Annotated in this window: 16 protein-coding genes; 5 read left to right on the plus strand and 11 right to left on the minus strand. The window is 60.0% G+C overall.

The features are described from left to right. Positions 1-160: 160 nt before the first annotated feature. Positions 161-868, minus strand: a complete 708-nt coding sequence (gene psrA / locus KW062_RS20115) for a transcriptional regulator PsrA (protein WP_027617972.1) — start codon at positions 866-868, stop codon at positions 161-163. 251 nt (positions 869-1,119) lie between these two features. Here psrA and lexA point away from each other — a divergent pair, with 251 nt between their 5' ends. Both lexA and sulA read left to right on the plus strand, forming a co-directional pair. Further along, positions 1,120-1,728 (plus strand): transcriptional repressor LexA, encoded by a 609-nt coding sequence (lexA, locus tag KW062_RS20120; RefSeq protein WP_027617973.1) that lies wholly within the window; start codon positions 1,120-1,122, stop codon positions 1,726-1,728. Positions 1,729-1,738: 10 nt separating this feature from the next. After that, positions 1,739-2,212, plus strand: a complete 474-nt coding sequence (gene sulA, locus KW062_RS20125; RefSeq protein ID WP_027617974.1) for an SOS-induced cell division inhibitor SulA — start codon at positions 1,739-1,741, stop codon at positions 2,210-2,212. A 93-nt stretch (positions 2,213-2,305) separates the two neighbouring features. On the opposite strand, the gene KW062_RS20130 is transcribed toward sulA, so the two are convergent. The 7 genes from KW062_RS20130 to KW062_RS20160 form a co-directional block, all read right to left on the minus strand. Next, positions 2,306-2,539: a hypothetical protein gene (locus KW062_RS20130; protein WP_027617975.1), complete on the minus strand. Its 234-nt coding sequence runs from the start codon at positions 2,537-2,539 to the stop codon at positions 2,306-2,308. Between the two features lie 133 nt (positions 2,540-2,672). Beyond that, positions 2,673-3,194 (minus strand): DUF6586 family protein, encoded by a 522-nt coding sequence (locus KW062_RS20135; RefSeq protein ID WP_027617976.1) that lies wholly within the window; start codon positions 3,192-3,194, stop codon positions 2,673-2,675. A 142-nt stretch (positions 3,195-3,336) separates the two neighbouring features. After that, a complete protein-coding gene (gene topA / locus KW062_RS20140; RefSeq protein ID WP_027617977.1) occupies positions 3,337-5,958 on the minus strand; it encodes a type I DNA topoisomerase in 2,622 nt (873 codons plus the stop codon). A 108-nt stretch (positions 5,959-6,066) separates the two neighbouring features. After that, complete coding sequence (locus KW062_RS20145) at positions 6,067-6,309, minus strand: DUF1653 domain-containing protein (protein ID WP_105754527.1); 243 nt, start codon at positions 6,307-6,309, stop codon at positions 6,067-6,069. Positions 6,310-6,409: 100 nt separating this feature from the next. Continuing rightward, positions 6,410-7,585, minus strand: coding sequence for an acetyl-CoA C-acyltransferase FadA (gene fadA / locus KW062_RS20150; protein ID WP_105754526.1), 1,176 nt, complete (start codon positions 7,583-7,585; stop codon positions 6,410-6,412). A gap of 27 nt (positions 7,586-7,612) precedes the next feature. Continuing rightward, positions 7,613-9,760: a fatty acid oxidation complex subunit alpha FadB gene (gene fadB, locus KW062_RS20155; RefSeq protein ID WP_027617980.1), complete on the minus strand. Its 2,148-nt coding sequence runs from the start codon at positions 9,758-9,760 to the stop codon at positions 7,613-7,615. Positions 9,761-10,271: 511 nt separating this feature from the next. Continuing rightward, positions 10,272-10,709, minus strand: a complete 438-nt coding sequence (locus tag KW062_RS20160) for a hypothetical protein (RefSeq protein ID WP_027617981.1) — start codon at positions 10,707-10,709, stop codon at positions 10,272-10,274. 104 nt (positions 10,710-10,813) lie between these two features. Here KW062_RS20160 and KW062_RS20165 point away from each other — a divergent pair, with 104 nt between their 5' ends. Further along, positions 10,814-11,257, plus strand: coding sequence for a universal stress protein (locus KW062_RS20165; protein WP_027617982.1), 444 nt, complete (start codon positions 10,814-10,816; stop codon positions 11,255-11,257). Positions 11,258-11,398: 141 nt separating this feature from the next. On the opposite strand, the gene KW062_RS20170 is transcribed toward KW062_RS20165, so the two are convergent. Next, a complete protein-coding gene (locus KW062_RS20170; protein WP_105754525.1) occupies positions 11,399-13,315 on the minus strand; it encodes an ATP-binding cassette domain-containing protein in 1,917 nt (638 codons plus the stop codon). A 213-nt stretch (positions 13,316-13,528) separates the two neighbouring features. Between KW062_RS20170 and KW062_RS20175 the strand changes: the two genes are divergently transcribed. Next, positions 13,529-15,457 carry a transglycosylase SLT domain-containing protein gene (locus tag KW062_RS20175; RefSeq protein ID WP_027617984.1) on the plus strand — a complete coding sequence of 643 codons (1,929 nt, stop codon included), beginning with the start codon at positions 13,529-13,531 and terminating at the stop codon, positions 15,455-15,457. 186 nt (positions 15,458-15,643) lie between these two features. On the opposite strand, the gene KW062_RS20180 is transcribed toward KW062_RS20175, so the two are convergent. Next, a complete protein-coding gene (locus KW062_RS20180; protein ID WP_177433255.1) occupies positions 15,644-17,419 on the minus strand; it encodes an ABC transporter transmembrane domain-containing protein in 1,776 nt (591 codons plus the stop codon). Positions 17,420-17,665: 246 nt separating this feature from the next. Here KW062_RS20180 and KW062_RS20185 point away from each other — a divergent pair, with 246 nt between their 5' ends. Next, positions 17,666-17,845, plus strand: a complete 180-nt coding sequence (locus KW062_RS20185; protein ID WP_027617986.1) for a PA1571 family protein — start codon at positions 17,666-17,668, stop codon at positions 17,843-17,845. A 60-nt stretch (positions 17,846-17,905) separates the two neighbouring features. Here the strand turns inward: KW062_RS20185 and pdxB are convergent, their stop codons facing one another. Further along, positions 17,906-19,045, minus strand: a complete 1,140-nt coding sequence (pdxB, locus tag KW062_RS20190; RefSeq protein WP_105754524.1) for a 4-phosphoerythronate dehydrogenase PdxB — start codon at positions 19,043-19,045, stop codon at positions 17,906-17,908. Positions 19,046-19,077 lie beyond the last annotated feature (32 nt).

Consider the following 19,077-nt stretch of genomic DNA (forward strand, 5'->3'; position numbering starts at 1 on the left):
GAGATTCCTTGATAACGAATGGCGCGCACGCAACGATTCCGCCCGGCACACAGCCCGGCGGATCAGAATAGGTAACGCAGAAATGCAGTAGGCCTGCAACGAGAGTCGGCATGGGCGGCTAGCTTAGCGGATGTCCGCTGCCGCGCCCACCCGCGGCCGCTTAAACCTTGGCGCCAGCCGCTACGGTCTTGCTGCGCGGACGCAACTGGGCAGCGGCCATGGCGTCGTCGGTAACGCCCGTTTCAGCACGCATGCCGGCCGCCAGGAACGGCACCATCAGGCGCATGACTTGCTCGATCGAGGTGTTGACGCCGAAATCGGTCTCGGCAATCGCACGCAACGCCTTGATCCCGGACATGCTGAACGCTGCTGCGCCGAGCATGAAGTGCACGCGCCAGAACAGCTCGATAGGAGGAATTCGCGGGGCAGCTTCGTTGACCAGCAGCATGTAGCGACGGAACACCTTGCCGTACATGTCTTCCAGGTAACGCCGCAGGTGACCCTGGCTTTGGCTGAAGGCCAGGCCCAACAGGCGCATGAAGATCGACAGGTCATTGCCGCTGCGCGGCTGCACCACGAGGGCCTGCTCGACGAGGATTTCCAGCAATTCTTCCAGGCTCGGCTTGTTGTCCGGCTTGGCTGAACGCCGCTCCAGTTCACGGTCGAGGCTGATGCAGAACGGACCGAGGAAACGCGAGAAGACTGCCTGGATCAAGGCCTTCTTGGAGCCGAAATGGTAGTTCACCGCCGCCAGATTGACCCCAGCCTTGCTGGTAATCAGCCGCAATGAAGTTTCGGCAAAACCTTTTTCCGCGAACAATTGCTCGGCAGCATCGAGAATGCGTTCAACGGTTTCCGACTGGGCCATGGCTACTCCGCCTGACAAACACTTGTTTGAAACATACGTTTCAGTCTGTGAATTGTCAAGTCTGGCCATTCTTTTTGGGAACGGTCAGTCAGACATTTAACCATAGATACCCGCGGCTGTAGCTGATCTGCGAGACAAGATTTGCCAGACCGCAAACCGACCGTCCGGCGCCCTCCCATAAAAGGAGGATTGCCAAGATCATTCCACTGTATATAATCCCAGTCACTGTATAAAAAGACAGAGCGATCGAGATGCTAAAACTGACGCCACGCCAAGCTGAGATTCTGGCTTTTATCAAACGTTGCCTTGAAGACAACGGCTATCCCCCGACCCGTGCGGAGATAGCCCAGGAGCTCGGTTTCAAATCGCCCAATGCGGCGGAAGAACACCTCAAGGCCCTGGCCCGCAAGGGCGCCATCGAAATGACCCCTGGCGCCTCCCGCGGCATCCGCATTCCGGGTTTCGAAGCCAAGCCAGACGACTCCACCCTGCCCATCATTGGCCGAGTCGCTGCCGGCGCGCCGATTCTCGCGCAGCAGCACATCGAAGAGTCCTGCAACATCAACCCCACCTTCTTTCATCCTCGCGCTGATTACCTGTTGCGTGTCCATGGCATGAGCATGAAGGACGTGGGGATTTTCGATGGCGACCTGTTGGCCGTGCACACCACTCGCGAAGCCCGCAACGGCCAGATAGTCGTGGCGCGGATTGGCGATGAAGTGACGGTCAAACGCTTCAAGCGTGATGGCAGCAAGGTCTGGCTCATCGCCGAAAACCCCGAGTTTGCCCCGATCGAAGTGAACCTGAAAGATCAGGATCTGGTGATCGAAGGCTTGAGTGTCGGCGTCATTCGCCGCTAAAGGAGGCGTTATGCATTTCCCACACGCACCACAGCACACACAACTGACGCTGTTCGAAGCGTTCATGGCCCAGCCATTGGCGCCGACCCTCAAGGACGTGGTCGAGACCCCCTGGAACGCCGAGCCCGAAGCGTTCAGCGAACTGTCTCTACGTGGTGCGGCGGGGAACTGCCTGAGCCTGCTGGCACCCATTCTTCGCGAACTGAGTCAGGACCAGGACGCCCGCTGGCTGACGCTGATTGCCCCGCCCGCCAGCTTGACCCAAGCCTGGCTGCGGGATGCCGGCCTGAACCGCGAGCGCATCCTGCTGCTGCAACCACGCGGTAATCAAAGCGCCCAGCAACTGGCCTGCGAGGCCCTACGCCTGGGCCGCAGCCATACTGTGGTCAGTTGGCTGAATCCTCTGAGCAGCAACGCACGGCAACAGTTAGTCGGTGCTGCCCGCGTCGGGGATGCACAAAGTCTGAATATTCGATTGGGCTAAGCGTAAAAGACACAGGGCTTCTCCAGGACAGAGAAGCCAATCTGTAATGATGTTCTGTGATGATGGCTTGCGAAAACAGCCGACCAGCGGGAATCAATGCAGAACCCGCGGCCCCTCTTCCTTGTCGAGCTCGCCCTCAACCAGACGACCCGCCATTTGCACACCGACGCTCAACATCGCCTTGGCCACTTCAACGTGTTGGCCTTGCAGGAATACCTTGGCGTCTTCGGAGAAGTCCAAAGTAACCAGAGAACCCTCGTCCTCAGCCCGGCGCAGCTCGATTCGGCCGTCTGGCAGTTCAACAATTTCTAGAAAGGACGTTGGCATAAAAGTCTGTTCTCCACGAAAGGCGGGGATTATATAGGCATCGGTGGCGCTGCGCTCGGGATCTTGACCGGCTGCATACCACCTATTGACGGCCTCCATGACCACGCAGCGTCCTGTTACTTCCCCGCTGGGCTCAGCACTCGTTCAAGCCCTCACGGAAACGCAGGGCCAGACTTTTCAGATTCTGACGCCAGCTCTCCAACTCTTCCCTGCTCAACTCAGCCTCAGGCTCTTCATCCAGACTCACCGCAACAATCAACGGCTGAGTGACATCACCCTTGGGCTTGTGCGGCGCACGGGGTGGCTGGAACAAATCGGCATGAGCCTGGAGCAGTTTCGCCAGCCAGGTCTCGCGGTTATGGGCCAGCTCGACCATTTCGGCCATTTCCGGGATGGCAATGGTTTCCAGTACTTCACGGGTCAACAGCATCTCTGCCCGGGGCGCATTGGCCTGGGGCAAGCGGTAGAAGCCGGCAATTTCATGGCACAGGCCCAACAGAGCACCGTACAGATGAAACAGTGCTGATTCGCGTCCCGCCTGGATCAGCGCCGGAGAATTCATGGCCCGCCCATCTTCGGCACGGGCCAGCGCCTCAAGCGACAGACCGGCAAAGTAGATCTTCTGATTGGTACGGGTATAGAGCTCGTGGGCCATGGCGGCAGTCTCCACAACGAAAAAGGGCACGTAATGCTGGCCCGACAGTGTCAAGGATCAGGCAACCCCACTGCAAGCGCAAAAAAAACCGCATGCGAACCCGAGGGTTGACATGCGGCCTTTTTAAAGACGCGGTGCGGGCTTACTTGGCCACGCGCTTGTCTTCAACCACCCATTTACCGCCGTCGTAGAACGCCTTCCAGCCCGTAGGCTTGCCGTCCACTTCGGTCTGCACGTACTGCTCCTTGGTCTTGCGGCTGTAGCGGATCACCGCCGGCAGGCCGTCCGGATCCTTCTTCGGCGCTTCACAGAGGAAGTGATACTTCGGATCGATCTCATCCTTGTGCGGCACGATCTCGAGCACCAGCGGAGCACGGGTCTCGCGGTTTTTCGGGAACTGACTGGCTGCCAGGAACAGGCCGGAGGCACCGTCACGCAGGATGTAGGTGTCGTTGACCTTCTCGCACTTGAGTTCCGGCATTTTCACCGGATCCATCTTCGGCGGTGCCGCGTCGCCGCTTTTCAGCAGTTTGCGGGTGTTCTTGCAAGTGGCGTTGGTGCAGCCGAAGAATTTGCCGAAACGGCCGGTCTTCAATTGCATTTCACTGCCGCACTTGTCGCATTCCAGGCTCGGACCTTCGTAGCCCTTGATGCGATAGCTGCCCTCTTCGATCTCGTAGCCGTCGCAGTCAGGGTTGTTACCGCAGATGTGCAGCTTGCGCTTCTCATCCAGCAGGTAAGCGTCCATCGCGGTGCTGCAGATCGGGCAACGGTGCTTGCCGCGCAGGACCAACGACTCGGACTCACCCTCGTCGTCCGCGGCGATTTCATCGCCTGGCACCAAATTGACAGTGGCCTTGCAGCGTTCTTTCGGCGGCAGGCTGTAGCCCGAGCAACCGAGGAACACGCCAGTCGAAGCGGTACGGATCTGCATTGGACGACCGCAGGTCACGCACGGAATATCGGTCATCACCGGCTGGTTGGCGCGCATGCCGTTTTCCGGGCTCTCGGCCACTTCGAGTTTCTTCTTGAAGTCGCCGTAGAACTCATCCAGCACGTTTTTCCAGTCACGCTCACCCTGAGCGACGTCATCGAGGTTCTCTTCCATCCCTGCGGTAAAACCGTAGTCCATGAGGTTGGAGAAGCTCTCCGACAGACGCTCAGTGACGATGTCGCCCATTTTTTCCGAGTAGAAACGGCGGTTGTGCAGCGCGACGTAGCCACGGTCCTGGATGGTGGAAATGATTGCCGCGTAGGTCGACGGACGACCGATCCCGCGTTTTTCCATTTCCTTGACCAGGCTCGCTTCCGAGTAGCGCGCCGGCGGCTTGGTGAAGTGCTGGCTTGGGTCAAGCTTGATCAGCTTGAGCACGTCGCCCTGAGCCATGTCCGGCAACACATCGTCATCGCCCGGCTTGGTCATTTGCGGCATGACCCGGGTGTAGCCGTCGAACTTCAGGATCCGACCCTTGGCACGCAACTCAAAGCCGCTGGCAGCGACGCTGACGGTGGTCGACAGGTATTTCGCCGGGAGCATCTGGCAGGCGACGAATTGGCGCCAGATCAGCTCGTAGAGCCGCTCAGCGTCACGCTCCATGCCCGACAGCTTGCTTGGATCAGTGTTGACGTCGGAAGGACGAATCGCTTCGTGAGCCTCCTGGGCGCCTTCCTTGCTGCTGTAGACGTTCGGGGTTTCCGGCAGGTACTTGCTGCCGAACTCGCCTTCAATATAGGTACGGGCCATCGCCACGGCATCGGCCGAAAGGTTGGTCGAGTCGGTACGCATATACGTGATGTAGCCGGCCTCGTACAGCCGCTGAGCCATCATCATGGTTTTCTTCACGCCAAAGCCCAGGCGGTTACTCGCGGCCTGCTGCAGGGTGGACGTGATGAACGGGGCCGACGGCTTGCTGCTGGTCGGTTTATCTTCGCGCTTGGCGATGGTGTAGCTGGAAGATTTCAGCTTCTCCAGGGCCGCCATGGCCTGGGCTTCGTTGAGCGGCTTGAAGGCTTCGCCGTTTTCGCGGGCCACTTCAAAGCGCACATTGGCGCCCTTGGCGGTGCCGAGGTCGGCGTGCACTTCCCAGTACTCTTCCGGGACGAAGGCACGAATCTCGCGCTCACGCTCCACTACCAGCTTCACCGCCACCGACTGCACTCGACCTGCCGACAGGCCGCGAGCGATCTTCGACCACAGCAATGGCGAGACCATGTAACCCACTACACGGTCAAGGAAGCGCCGCGCCTGCTGCGCGTTGACTCGATCGATATCCAGCTCGCCCGGCTCGGAGAAGGCTTCCTGAATCGCCTTCTTGGTGATTTCGTTGAACACCACGCGCTTGTAGCGGCTGTCATCCCCACCGATGGCTTCGCGCAGGTGCCAGGCAATGGCTTCCCCCTCGCGATCCAAGTCCGTTGCGAGATAGATGGTGTCGGCGTCTTTGGCGAGCCGACGCAGTTCTTCGATGACCTTTTCCTTGCCCGGGAGGATCTCGTACTTGGCTTTCCAGCCATGATCGGGATCGACACCCATGCGCGCGACCAGCTGCTTGCGCGCCTTTTCCTTTGGCGACAGCGCCGGCGCTTCGCCAGCAGCGGCCTTGCCGCGCTTGGCGGCAGGCTCCTTGCTGGCGCTCGCCGAACCACTGGTGGGCAGGTCTCGGATATGGCCGATACTCGACTTCACCACGTATTGGTTGCCCAGATACTTGTTGATTGTCTTGGCCTTAGCCGGGGATTCCACAATGACCAGCGATTTGCCCATGGATCAGAAAATTCCTGAATTCGAGAAGTGAAAGGCGGTTGGCGCCTGACGCGGCACCGCTATATATAGTGGCAACAAGGTGAGGTCAAGCGCAGGGTTCGCTGCGCCTTACGCATACGGCTTGGAAAAAACGCTGGGTTCGGCCTGCACCAAAGCAAAGCGCGGGACCTGCTCGCCGTCAACTTCGACCGACTCCAGAAACATGCTCAACGGCCGCACCCAAAAACCGTAATCGCCATACAGGGCTTGGTAGAAGACCACTTCTTCTTCGGTTTCAGAGTGCCGCGCAACGCTGAAAACACGGTACTGCGGACCTTTGTAATGCTGGTAGAGCCCGGGTTCGATCGGCATGCTCTGGGCCTCGTTAAATTCAGTAGAAATAAAAAACAAAAAAAATCTTCGGAAAAACAAAAACCGGGGCACTTGGCCCCGGCTTGCGTCAAACGAACGCTTAAACGCGTTCGAAGACGGTGGAGATGCCTTGGCCGAGACCAATGCACATAGTGGCCACCCCGAAGGTGCCGCTATTCTGCTTCATCACGTTCAGCAAGGTGCCGGAGATACGGGCACCGGAGCAACCGAACGGGTGACCCAGGGCGATCGCGCCGCCGTGCAGGTTAACCTTCTCGTTCATCTTGTCGAGCACTTTCAGATCTTTCAGCACTGGCAGGGCCTGTGCGGCGAAAGCTTCGTTGAGCTCGAAGAAGTCGATGTCGGCAATACCCAGGCCCGCACGCTTCAAAGCTTTTTGGGTCGCCGGTACTGGACCATAGCCCATGATCGCCGGATCCACACCCGCCACCGCCATCGAACGGATCACCGCCATTGGCTGGATACCCAGGTCCTGGGCGCGCTGCGCCGACATCACGATCATGCACGAAGCACCATCGGTGATCTGCGACGATGTACCGGCTGTCACGGTGCCGCCCTTGGGATGGAAGGCCGGCTTGAGGGCCGCCAGGCTTTCCAGGGTGGTTTCCGGACGAATGGTTTCGTCGTAGTCGAACAGTTTCAGGAAACCGTTCTCGTCGTAGCCCTGCATCGGGATGATTTCGTCCTTGAACTTGCCTTCCACGGTCGCCTTGTGGGCGAGTTGGTGGGAGCGCACGCCGAAGGCATCCTGCTGCTCGCGGGTAATGCCGTGCATCTTGCCAAGCATTTCTGCGGTCAGGCCCATCATGCCCGAGGCTTTCGCCGCATACAGCGACATGTGCGGATTCGGATCGACACCGTGCATCATGCTCACGTGCCCCATATGCTCGACGCCGCCAACCACGAATACGTCACCGTTACCGGTCATGATTGCTTGTGCAGCGGTGTGCAAGGCGCTCATCGACGAGCCACACAGGCGGCTGACGGTCTGGCCGGCGGCAGTGTGCGGGATCTGCGTCATCAAAGAAGCCATGCGGGCAATGTTCCAGCCCTGCTCCAGGGTCTGGTTGACGCAGCCCCAGATCACGTCCTCGACTTCATTCGGGTCGACCTTGACGTTGCGCTCCAGCAATTTGCTGATCAGGTGCGCCGACATGTCTTCAGCACGGGTGTTGCGGTGCATGCCGCCCTTGGAGCGGCCCATCGGAGTACGACCGAAGTCGACAATCACGACGTCTCTTGGATTCAAGCTCATAAATATTCTCGCTCTAGTCGTGGGCGCTTAACCGAAGAAGCTCTGGCCGTTCTTGGCCATTTCGCGCAGCTTCGCGGTCGGGTGGTACAGCGGGCCCAAATCAGCGTACTGGTCAGCCAGGGCAACGAATTCGGCAACACCGACCGAGTCGATGTAGCGCAGCGCACCGCCACGGAATGGAGGGAAACCAATACCGTAGACCAGGCCCATGTCGGCTTCGGCAGCGGTTTCGACGATACCGTCTTCCAGGCAGCGCACCGTTTCCAGGCACAGCGGGATCATCATCCAGTTGATGATGTCTTCGTCGGTGACTTCGCGCTGTTCATAGACGATCGGCTTGAGCACTTCCAGTACCGACGGGTCGGCAACCTTCTTCTGCTTGCCGCGCTTGTCGGTCTCGTACGCGTAGAAGCCCTTGCCATTTTTCTGGCCCAGGCGCTTGGCTTCGTACAGCACGTCAACGGCCGAGCGACGGTCGTCCTTCATGCGATCCGGGAAGCCCTCAGCCATCACGTCACGACCGTGGTGGCCGGTGTCGATGCCAACGACGTCCATCAGGTACGCCGGGCCCATCGGCCAGCCGAATTTTTCCATGATCTTGTCGATGCGCACGAAGTCCACGCCCGCGCTGACCAGCTTGGCGAAACCGCCGAAGTACGGGAACAGCACACGGTTGACCAGGAAGCCCGGGCAGTCATTGACCACGATCGGGTTCTTGCCCATTTTCTTGGCGTAGGCAACGGTGGTGGCGACGGCCAGTTCGCTGGACTTCTCGCCACGAATCACTTCCACCAGCGGCATCATGTGCACCGGGTTGAAGAAGTGCATGCCGACGAAGTTTTCCGGGCGCTTGAGGGCCTTGGCCAGCAGGCTGATGGAAATGGTCGAGGTGTTCGAGGCAAGGATAGTGTCTTCCTTGACCTTGTCTTCGACTTCAGCCAGCACCGCTTGCTTGACTTTAGGGTTCTCGACGACCGCTTCAACCACCAGGTCGACGTGACCGAAGTCGCCGTAGGACAGAGTAGGACGAATGCCATTAAGCACTTCAGCCATCTTCGCCGCCGTCATGCGACCTTTCTCAACGCGACTCACCAGCAGCTTGGCGGCCTCGGCCAGACCCTGCTCGATACCGTGTTCGTTGATGTCCTTCATCAGGATCGGCGTGCCTTTGGAGGCCGACTGGTAGGCGATACCGCCCCCCATGATACCGGCGCCCAATACGGCAGCCTGTTTCACATCCTGGGCGATTTCGTCGTAGGCCTTGGCCTTTTTCTTAAGCTCCTGATCGTTCAGGAACAGGCCGATCAAGCTCTGCGCGGCAGAAGTCTTGGCCAGTTTGACGAAACCGGCAGCTTCGACTTCCAGCGCTTTGTCACGACCGAAGTTCGCGGCTTTCTGGATGGTCTTGATCGCTTCAACCGGCGCCGGGTAGTTCGGGCCAGCCTGACCGGCCACGAAACCCTTGGCGGTTTCGAAGGCCATCATTTGTTCAATCGCGTTCAGCTTGAGCTTTTCCAGCTTCGGCTGGCGCTTGGCCTTGTAGTCGAACTCGCCGGAGATGGCGCGCTTGATCAGTTCCAGCGCAGCGGCCTGCAGCTTATCGGCGTCGACCACAGCATCGACTGCACCGACTTTCAAGGCGTCTTCGGCACGGTTCTCCTTGCCAGCGGCAATCCACTCGATGGCGTTGTCGGCACCGATCAGGCGCGGCAGGCGCACGGTACCGCCGAAGCCCGGGTAGATACCCAGCTTGACTTCCGGCAGGCCGATCTTGGCGGTGCTGGACATGACGCGGTAGTCCGCGGCCAGGCACATTTCCAGACCGCCACCCAGCGCGATGCCATTGATCGCGGCGACGGTCGGCACGTTGAGGTCTTCGAAATCGCTGAAAATCTTGTTGGCTTCGAGGTTACCCGCCACAAGCTCGGCATCCGGCAGCTTGAAGTTGTCGACGAATTCAGTGATGTCGGCGCCGACGATGAACACGTCCTTGCCGCTGCTGACGATCACACCTTTGACCGACGCATCTGCCTTGATGGCGTCCACGGCCTGACGCAGTTCGTTCAGGGTTAGACGGTTGAACTTGTTGACGGACTCACCCTTGAGGTCGAACTTGAGTTCGACGATGCCACTTTCAAGAGCCTTAACCGTGATGGCTTTACCTTCGTAAATCATCAACTGATCTCCACGATATGGAAGCTGAACAGTACACGTCGGACGCTGATGTTCTGGGTCGGCACTGACGCTACCGTCGATACTGACACCTATCCACCAGACACACACCCGCCAACGCGATAGTCGGGATTCTGTAGGAGCGGTCTGAAATACAAACGCTCAATTCATACGCCCGTTTGATTTGGGTACGCCACCTTCACGGAATTTCTTACAATTGTCAATCGCCTGAAACACAGGTTGAAACACGACTTTGCAGTCATTTACGCAGCACGAAGACCAGCAACACGCTGGTGCATGCACTGTCATTCATAGAATCAATATTTAGAAACGTCGCCCTAATCTGTTGCAGATCGCGTGCAAGCCGCTACGCTGGCGGGGACGATAGACGAAAGACCGCATGCGTGCGGCCAATGCCCTGACGCGGTTTCAGCTGTAAAACGAAATTCCGGCCTGCCTGGCCAACTCCAGCCCGATGCTGATTGTCGGGCTTTTTATTGCCTGTGATTGACGCTCAGGCGAGCGCCTTGAGGGTTGCGTCGATCTGCTGCAGCACCTCGGCCTCGCCCTTCTCGCCCCAGTACAGGGTAATCATTTGCTTGTCCGCCTCGACTTTGTAGACGTTGCCCGGCAATTTTTCGAAATGAATCAGCATGGCCGGATCTTCACAGACTTCCTGCCACTGATTGACCCATTGCCCCGGGGCCTTCTGCCAGTAACTCCAGCACGCCGGCTGATTGCCACGGCGCGGCCGATGGTACTGCGCACAGGGGTTCGGCGGCTCAGGCAGCAACCAGTGCGGCCACTCCTGGGGTGCCAATTGCATGGCCAGGCCGATGCGGCGCGCTTCCATGCGCAAGGCCATCCGGCCACCCTGGCGGCGGGATGGCGCGAGCCATGCCAGGGGGCTGAGCATCACTGCAAGGATTGACACCACTATCCAGACCGTCATATCTGTACTCCCGTTTTTTGATCGGCGCATTGATCTCTGTCGAAACCAATCCGCCTGAAACCAGCCATACTTATTACTATCGCCATCCACAGGAGGTGCACCTCATGCCTTACACCCATATCTTGGTCGCTGTAGACCTGACCGAAGAGTGCGACCCCGTGATTCACCGCGCTCGCGAGCTGGCAACGAGCAATGGCGCCAAACTGTCGCTGGTGCACATCGTTGAGCCAATGGCCATGGCCTTTGGCGGTGACGTACCGATGGACCTGTCGCAACTGCAACAACAGCAGTTCGACCAAGCCAAGGAGCGCCTCGAGCGCCTGATCCTGAAATATCCGGAACTGTCCAAGGAAAACAGCCATTTGACCTACGGTCAGCCGCGCCAGGAAATCCACACTTTGGCCAAGGAGCAAGCCTGCGACCTGATCGTGGTTGGCAGCCATGGTCGCCACGGCCTGGCGCTGCTGCTGGGCTCCACCGCCAATGACGTGCTGCACGGAGCACCCTGTGACGTGCTGGCCGTACGCCTGCAAAGCAAAAGTAAATAACAGCGCTTCTGATATGTGAAAAGCCCGGCACTCATCACTGAGGCCGGGCTGCAGGAGCGAGCTTGCTCGCGATGCACCGGAGAACACCACACAGCGTCGCGACCATCGCGAGCAAGCTCGTTCCTACATCGGAAGAATCAATCAGGCATCCAGCTCGGCCCAACGCTCAACCAAGACGTCCAGCTCAGCCTGCAGCTTTTCCAGTTGTGCGATCACCGCGGCGGTTTCGGTCGATGGACGCTGGTAGAAGCCGGCGTCGGCCATTTGCGCCTCGACCGCTGCGATCTGCTGCTCCATGGCGTCGATCTGCCCTGGCAGGGCTTCCAGCTCGCGCTGCAACTTGTAGCTGAGCTTCTTCTTCGCCGCCGGGGCTTCCACAGCGGCCACGGGTGCCGGGGCTGCGGTAACCACCGCCGAGTTCAGGTCAGCCTTGCCGGACTTACTCTCGGTCACGCCCAGCAGGCGTGGCGAACCACCCTGGCGCAGCCAGTCCTGATAGCCACCGACGTATTCACGGACCTTACCTTCGCCCTCGAAGACCAGGGTGCTGGTGACCACGTTGTCGAGGAATGCCCGGTCGTGGCTGACCATCAGCACGGTGCCGTTGAAGGTCAGCAGCACTTCTTCCAGCAACTCGAGGGTTTCCACATCGAGGTCGTTGGTGGGTTCGTCGAGCACCAGCAGGTTCGCCGGCTTGCTGAACAATTTAGCCAGCAACAAGCGCGCACGCTCGCCGCCCGACAGCGCCTTGACCGGCGTGCGCGCACGCTGCGGGCTGAACAGGAAGTCGCCGAGGTAGCTCAGCACGTGGCGGCTCTGGCCGTCGATATCGATAAAGTCGCGACCTTCGGCAACGTTGTCGATCACAGTCTTTTCCAGATCCAACTGATGACGCAACTGGTCGAAGTAGGCAACGTCGATCCTGGTCCCCTCTTCCACTTTGCCGCTGGTCGGTTGCAGACCGCTGAGCATCAATTTGAGCAAGGTGGTCTTGCCGGTACCGTTGGCGCCGAGCAGACCAATGCGGTCACCGCGCTGCAGGACCATGGAGAAATCCTTGATCAGGAACGGGCCGCCCGGGTGGGCGAAGCTGACGTCCTCGAGGACCATCACCTGCTTGCCGGACTTCTCGGCGGTGTCCAACTGGATGTTGGCCTTGCCGGTGCGCTCACGACGCTCGCTGCGCTCGACACGCAGGGCCTTGAGGGCACGCACACGGCCTTCGTTACGGGTACGGCGAGCCTTGATGCCCTGGCGAATCCAGACTTCTTCCTGGGCCAGACGCTTGTCGAACAGCGCGTTGGCCGTGGCCTCAGCGGCAAGCTCGGCTTCTTTGTGCACGAGGAAACTGGCGTAGTCGCCGTTCCAGTCGATCAGGCCACCGCGATCCAGTTCGAGGATGCGGGTCGCGAGGTTTTGCAGGAAAGAACGGTCGTGCGTGATAAACAGCACGGCCCCCTGGAAATCCTTCAGCGCTTCTTCAAGCCAGGCGATTGCACCGATGTCCAAGTGGTTGGTCGGTTCGTCGAGCAGCAGCAGATCCGGCTCGGACACCAGCGCCTGCGCCAGCAGCACGCGACGACGCCAGCCGCCGGACAATTCGGCGAGGGTCTTGTCGGCAGGCAGTTGCAGGCGGCTCAGGGTGCTATCGACCAGGGTCTGCAAGCGCCAGCCGTCGCGGGCTTCGAGGTCATGCTGGACGTGCATCAACTTGTCCAGGTCAGCATCGGTGACGATGTTCTGGCTCAGGTGGTGATATTCGGCGAGCAGCGCGCCAACGCCATCCAGGCCTTCAGCGACCACGTCGAACACCGTCCGCTCGTCGGCCACCGGTAATTCTTGCGGCAATTCGCCGATTTTCAGACCGGGGGCACGCCACACCGAGCCGTCATCGGGCTTCTGGTCGCCCTTGACCAGTTTCATCATGCTGGACTTGCCAGTGCCATTGCGGCCGATGATGCACACCCGCTCACCACGGGCGATCTGCCAGGACACCTTGTCCAACAACGGCATCGCGCCGAATGCAAGGGACACATCGCTGAATTTGAGCAGGGTCATGAGCTTCTCCAAAAACCGGGCGCGCATTCTACCTGAGTTGGGACTGCAGAAGGCCGGCATTTTCACTGTGGGAGCACTCTGCCCATTAATTGTTGCGAACTTGTGCCGATGGGCCGGCAAAGCTTTCGCCGGTTGCTGGCAAAAGGCTAAGCTACAAATAATCAGTGCTGGCTCCTACTGGCACTTGTCATGTTTTCTCTGCCCGGATGTCACATGCGCAGTCGCCTTTTCAGCTTTTTATCCTGCCTGCTCCTTTCTGCCTCCGCCGTCCAATCCGCCCAGGCGGTGGACCTCTCCACCCAACGCCAGTATTACGATGAAGCCAAGCGCGCCCTGGCCAAGGGCGACACCGGCCCGTATTTCCGCTACAGCCAGGCCCTCGCCGACTACCCGCTGGAACCTTATCTGGCGTACGACGAACTGACCGCACGGCTGAAAAGCGCGAGCAACGAGGAAATCGAGAAATTCCTCGCCGAGCACGGCGACCTGCCGCAAGCCAACTGGATGAAATTGCGCTGGTTGCGCTGGCTGGCCGATCGCGGCGACTGGACGACCTTCGTCAAGTATTACGACCCCAAGATGAACTTCACCGAACTGGACTGCCTCAACGCGCAGTACCAGATCAGCCATAACCTCAAGGCCGAAGGCTATGCCAACACCGAAAAGCTGTGGCTGACCGGCAAATCCCAGCCGGCAGCGTGCGATGCGTTGTTCGGCATGTGGGCGGCACAAGGGCAACTGACCGAGCAGAAGCGCTGGGAGCGCGCCAAACTGGCCGCCCAGGCCCGCAACTATGCGCTGGCCAATAGCCTGGTCAACAGCATGACCACCCTCGCCCCCCGTGGCCGCCTGCTGGTGGACGTGGCGCAAAAGCCGGAACTGCTGAACACCCCGTCACGCTTCACCCCGGCCGATGAACCGATGGCCGACGTGGTCAGTCTCGGTCTGCGGCGTCTGGCGCGCCAGGACCCGGACAGGGCGATGGCCCTGCTCGACGGCTACGCCAGTAGCATGCACTTTTCCCGCGATGAAAAAGTGGCGATCGCCCGGGAAATTGGCCTGACCCTGGCCCGCCGTTTCGACGGCCGTGCGCTTGATGTCATGACCAAATACGACCCGGAACTGCGCGACAACACCGTGTCCGAATGGCGCCTGCGCCTGCTGCTGCGCCTGGCTCGCTGGGACGACGCCTACCAGCTGACCCGCCGTCTGCCACAAGACCTCGCCACCACCAACCGCTGGCGCTACTGGCAGGCCCGCAGCCTGGAACTGGCGCAACCGCAAAACCCGGAAGCGCAGACCCTGTACAAGAACCTCGCGCGCGAACGTGACTTCTACGGCTTCCTCGCCGCAGATCGCTCGCAATCGCCCTATTCACTGAACAATAAGCCGCTGGTATTGAGCCAGGCGTTGATCAACAAGGTACGCAACACACCCGGTGTGCGCCGTGCCCTGGAGTTTCACGCGCGCGGGCAGATCGTCGACGGCCGTCGCGAGTGGTACCACGTCAGTCGCCACTTCAATCGCGATGAAATGGTCGCCCAGGCCAAGCTAGCCTACGACCTGAAATGGTATTTCCCGGCCATTCGCACCATCAGCCAGGCACAGTACTGGGACGATCTGGATATCCGCTTCCCGATGGCCCACCGCAACACTTTGGTCCGCGAAGCCAAGGTCCGTGGCCTGCATTCGAGCTGGGTATTCGCCATCACTCGCCAGGAAAGCGCCTTCATGGATGACGCCCGCTCCGGCGTCGGCGCCAGCGGCCTGATGCAATTGATGCCCGGCACCGCCAAGGAAACCGCGCGCAAGTTCAGCATTCCGCTGGCCTCGCCGCAACAGGTGCTGGATCCGGACAAGAACATCCAACTCGGCGCCGCCTACCTGAGTCAGGTCCACAGCCAGTTCAACGGCAACCGCGTCCTTGCCTCCGCCGCCTACAACGCCGGCCCCGGCCGTGTACGACAGTGGTTACGCGGCGCCGATCACCTGAGTTTCGACGTCTGGGTGGAAAGCATCCCGTTCGACGAAACCCGCCAGTACGTGCAGAACGTCCTGTCCTATTCGGTGATCTACGGCCAGAAGCTCAATTCACCGCAACCGCTGGTGGATTGGCATGAGCGGTATTTTGATGATCAGTGAGGCGATTTGAGGCGCTGATGAAAATGCCCGCATTGAGAAATGCGGGCATTTTTTATTGCAAACAAATGATAGCGACCTTACGTGCAAACCCGTTCACACCTGCAGATCGTCAAGTGCCCGCAGCGACCTTGCTACTGAGTCCGTTACTTAGTCGGCTACTTGGTCGGTCGAAAGGTGTGCGCCGGTTCAAGCCATTGTCCGCCCATCATTGAACTGCAACGCCGCCAGTCGCGCATACAGCGCATTGCTGGCAATCAGCTCCTGATGGGTGCCTACCGCCACCAACTTGCCCTGGTCCATCACCGCAATCCGGTCAGCGTTTTTCACCGTGGCCAGGCGGTGGGCGATGACCAGGGTGGTGCGGTTTTGCATCAGGCTCGGCAGTGCTTGCTGGATCAGGTGTTCGCTTTGCGCGTCGAGGGCGCTGGTGGCTTCGTCGAGCAGCAGGATCGGCGCATCCACCAGCAAGGCGCGGGCGATGGCCAGGCGTTGGCGCTGGCCGCCGGATAGGCCGAGCCCGCCGTCCCCCAGATGGGTTTGGTAGCCCTGGGGCATCTGTTCGATGAAGTCGTGGGCGTAAGCAATCCGCGCGGCCTCCTGGACTTCTTCCAAGGTCGCATCGGGTTTGCCGTAGCGGATGTTCTCTTCAATGCTGCCGAAAAACAGCGCCGGGGTTTGCGAGACCAGGGCGAAGCAGCGGCGCAAGTCCTCGGGATCGAGTTGGGTCAGTGGCACGCCGTCGAGCAGGATGCGCCCATGCAGCGGGTCGTAGAAACGCAGCAGCAGGTCATAGACCGTCGACTTGCCCGCCCCTGAAGGTCCGACCAGCGCTAGGGTTTCGCCGGCATTGATCGTCAGGCTCACGCCATCGACGGCGTAGCTTTCCGGGCGTGACGGGTAGGAAAAGCGCACCTCTTCCAGTTGCAATTCGCCACGCACCCGTTCGGGCAAGCTGACCTGGCCGCTTTGCGGCGGCTGAATGATGTTCTGCGCACGCAGCAGTTCGGCAATCCGTTCGGCGGCACCGGCCGCCCGCTGCAGTTCGCCAATCACTTCGCTCAGGGTGCCAAAGGCGCTGCCGACGATCAGGCTGTAGAACACGAACGCCGCCAACTCACCGGCACTGATCCGTCCGGCGATCACGTCCATGCCGCCGACCCAGAGCATGACACCCACCGCCCCCAGCACCAGGATGATCACCAGGGTAATCAGCCAGGCACGCTGCAGGATGCGCTTGCGTGCGGTGTCGAACGCCTGCTCCACGGTCACCGCGAAACGCCGCTCGTCCTGCGGCTGATGGTTGTAGGCCTGCACGGTTTTGATCTGGCCCAGGGTTTCCGAGACGTAACTGCCGACATCGGCAATCCGGTCCTGGCTCAGGCGCGACAGGCTGCGCACCCGCCGGCCGAAAATCAGGATCGGGGCCAGCACCAGCGGCAAGGCCACCACCACGATGCTGGTCAATTTGGGGTTGGTGATAAACAGCAGCACGATGCCACCAAGGACCATCAGCGCATTACGCAAAAACAGCGAAAGGGAGGAACCGATCACCGACTGCAACAGCGTGGTATCGGCGGTCAGCCGCGACTGGATCTCGGAACTGCGGTTGTCCTCATAAAAACCCGGATGCAGGTAAATCAGATGGTTGAACACTTGCCGGCGAATGTCCGCCACGCAGCGTTCGCCAAGCCACGACACCAGGTAGAACCGGGCAAACGTACCGATCGCCAACCCCACCACCAGCAGCAGGAACAGGCCGATGCTTTCATTGAGCAGGTGCGGGGACTGGGTCATGAAGCCCTGGTCGACCAGCAGGCGAATGCCCTGCCCCATCGACAGGGTGATGCCGGCGGTGACGATCAGTGCAAGCAACGCCCCCAGCGCCTGCCAACGATAAGGGGCAATAAAATCCATAGATAAGCGAATGGCACGGCGGTGACGGGCAGACAGCATCAGAATCATCCGAATCGGTAAGTCGTGGAAATGAGCGTACACCGACAAGTGGCCGGGAACCCGGTGAATCGCAATCAGTCGGATTGAATATGTCCGCCAATACTAGAAGCTAGATGCTATCGGTCTAAAGTTCGGCTGGAAGTTACCGGATATTTCTGTTGGACTGGGATACCGCCTACCCACGTGAGCGATTTGTCACAGTGTGGTCATTTGGTGGATTTAGAGTAAGCGCACAACCTGATGAGGAGACAGGCCATGTCCTTGCAACACCGCAGCGATGACAAGATTCAAGTGATCCGCACGCAGCCGCAGCAGTCTCTGGGGTGCGCCATTATCGACGCTCAAGGGCGCGAGGTACCGATCACTGAAGACATGATCCAGGACGCATGCCGCGAACTGGACCAGCGATTGGTCAAGCCTGCCGAACAAAAGTGACTCAAGCCTGAAGTCTTCAAACCCGGCCCCATTTGCGCCGGGTTTTTTATGCCCGCAGCCTTATACCAACTGCGCGCCAAGCGCCTGGACGATCTGGCGTAACTGCGCTGAATCTCCGTCAATCCGCACGCTCAGGCCGTCGATCTCGCGGCGCTCCGGATAATGCTTGCGCAGCAGATCAAAGGCGCTGCGTTGCTCCGCACCGGCGACCACCAGACTGCGGCGGAAGTCGGCATCGTCACGGCGCGGGTCGTAAACGCCACGGCACAGCATGGCCAGGGCCCAGGCCGGATCGCTGCTGGCACTCAGGCCAACCTGCGCCAGCCAGGGAGCGGGCAGCAACTGATCAAGAGACACCGTCGGCGGCTGGCCGAGGAACTGGCAGAACGCCTGATAAATCTGCGCCGTGCCGCGCTGCTTGCCGTCCAGGCTATAGCCGGCAATGTGCGGGGTAGCAATCACGCAAAACTCAGCCAGGGCGATGTCGACACTCGGCTCGCCTTCCCAGACATCCAGCACCGCTTGCAGGTCCTCGCGTTCCAGCATCACTTCGCGCAGGGCGCTGTTGTCCACCACCGGCCCACGACTGGCATTGATCAACCAGGCGCCGGGTTTGAGCTGCTGCAAGCGCTGACGGTCGAACAGGTGCCAGGTCGGATGTTCGCCGGCCTGGGTCAGGGGGGTGTGCAGGCTGATGACGTCGCATTGCGCGATGATCTGTTCCAGCGCCACGTAGTCGCCGCCAGCCGCTTCGCGCGGCGGGTCGCAGACCAACACATTCCAGCCCAGCCCCTTGAGCACCTTGACCAACCGACCGCCAACCTCACCGGCACCGACCACTCCGTAAGTGCGTTCGGCCAGCGCCACACCTTCGATCTCAGCCAGAGTCAGCAAACTGCCCAACACATAGTCGACCACGCCCCGAGCGTTGCAACCGGGAGCGCTGGACCAGGTGATCCCGGCCTGTTGAAAATAATCGAGATCCAGATGATCAGTGCCGATAGTGCAAGTGCCGACGAAGCGGACCTTGCTGCCCTCCAGCAGCTCACGGCTGACATGAGTCACCGAGCGCACCAGCAGTACGTCTGCCTGCTCGACCGTGGCGCGGTCGATGGCCCGGCCCGGCACCCGGCGAATTTCGCCGAAACCTTCGAAGAAGGCATCGAGCAACGGAATATTTTCGTCAGCAACAATCAGCATGGCAGGCTCCTTTGGCGGACCGGCAGTGTAGC

This window comes from Pseudomonas fluorescens (assembly GCF_019212185.1).
Classification (GTDB): domain Bacteria; phylum Pseudomonadota; class Gammaproteobacteria; order Pseudomonadales; family Pseudomonadaceae; genus Aquipseudomonas.

Excerpts from the sequence above, each read along its gene's own strand:
- psrA (WP_027617972.1), bottom strand. The coding sequence starts at position 868 with ATGGCCCAGTCGGAAACCGTTGAACGCATTCTCGATGCTGCCGAGCAA.
- lexA (WP_027617973.1), top strand. The coding sequence starts at position 1,120 with ATGCTAAAACTGACGCCACGCCAAGCTGAGATTCTGGCTTTTATCAAA.
- sulA (WP_027617974.1), top strand. The coding sequence starts at position 1,739 with ATGCATTTCCCACACGCACCACAGCACACACAACTGACGCTGTTCGAA.
- KW062_RS20130 (WP_027617975.1), bottom strand. The coding sequence starts at position 2,539 with ATGCCAACGTCCTTTCTAGAAATTGTTGAACTGCCAGACGGCCGAATC.
- KW062_RS20135 (WP_027617976.1), bottom strand. The coding sequence starts at position 3,194 with ATGGCCCACGAGCTCTATACCCGTACCAATCAGAAGATCTACTTTGCC.
- topA (WP_027617977.1), bottom strand. The coding sequence starts at position 5,958 with ATGGGCAAATCGCTGGTCATTGTGGAATCCCCGGCTAAGGCCAAGACA.
- KW062_RS20145 (WP_105754527.1), bottom strand. The coding sequence starts at position 6,309 with ATGCCGATCGAACCCGGGCTCTACCAGCATTACAAAGGTCCGCAGTAC.
- fadA (WP_105754526.1), bottom strand. The coding sequence starts at position 7,585 with ATGAGCTTGAATCCAAGAGACGTCGTGATTGTCGACTTCGGTCGTACT.
- fadB (WP_027617980.1), bottom strand. The coding sequence starts at position 9,760 with ATGATTTACGAAGGTAAAGCCATCACGGTTAAGGCTCTTGAAAGTGGC.
- KW062_RS20160 (WP_027617981.1), bottom strand. The coding sequence starts at position 10,709 with ATGACGGTCTGGATAGTGGTGTCAATCCTTGCAGTGATGCTCAGCCCC.
- KW062_RS20165 (WP_027617982.1), top strand. The coding sequence starts at position 10,814 with ATGCCTTACACCCATATCTTGGTCGCTGTAGACCTGACCGAAGAGTGC.
- KW062_RS20170 (WP_105754525.1), bottom strand. The coding sequence starts at position 13,315 with ATGACCCTGCTCAAATTCAGCGATGTGTCCCTTGCATTCGGCGCGATG.
- KW062_RS20175 (WP_027617984.1), top strand. The coding sequence starts at position 13,529 with ATGCGCAGTCGCCTTTTCAGCTTTTTATCCTGCCTGCTCCTTTCTGCC.
- KW062_RS20180 (WP_177433255.1), bottom strand. The coding sequence starts at position 17,419 with ATGATTCTGATGCTGTCTGCCCGTCACCGCCGTGCCATTCGCTTATCT.
- KW062_RS20185 (WP_027617986.1), top strand. The coding sequence starts at position 17,666 with ATGTCCTTGCAACACCGCAGCGATGACAAGATTCAAGTGATCCGCACG.
- pdxB (WP_105754524.1), bottom strand. The coding sequence starts at position 19,045 with ATGCTGATTGTTGCTGACGAAAATATTCCGTTGCTCGATGCCTTCTTC.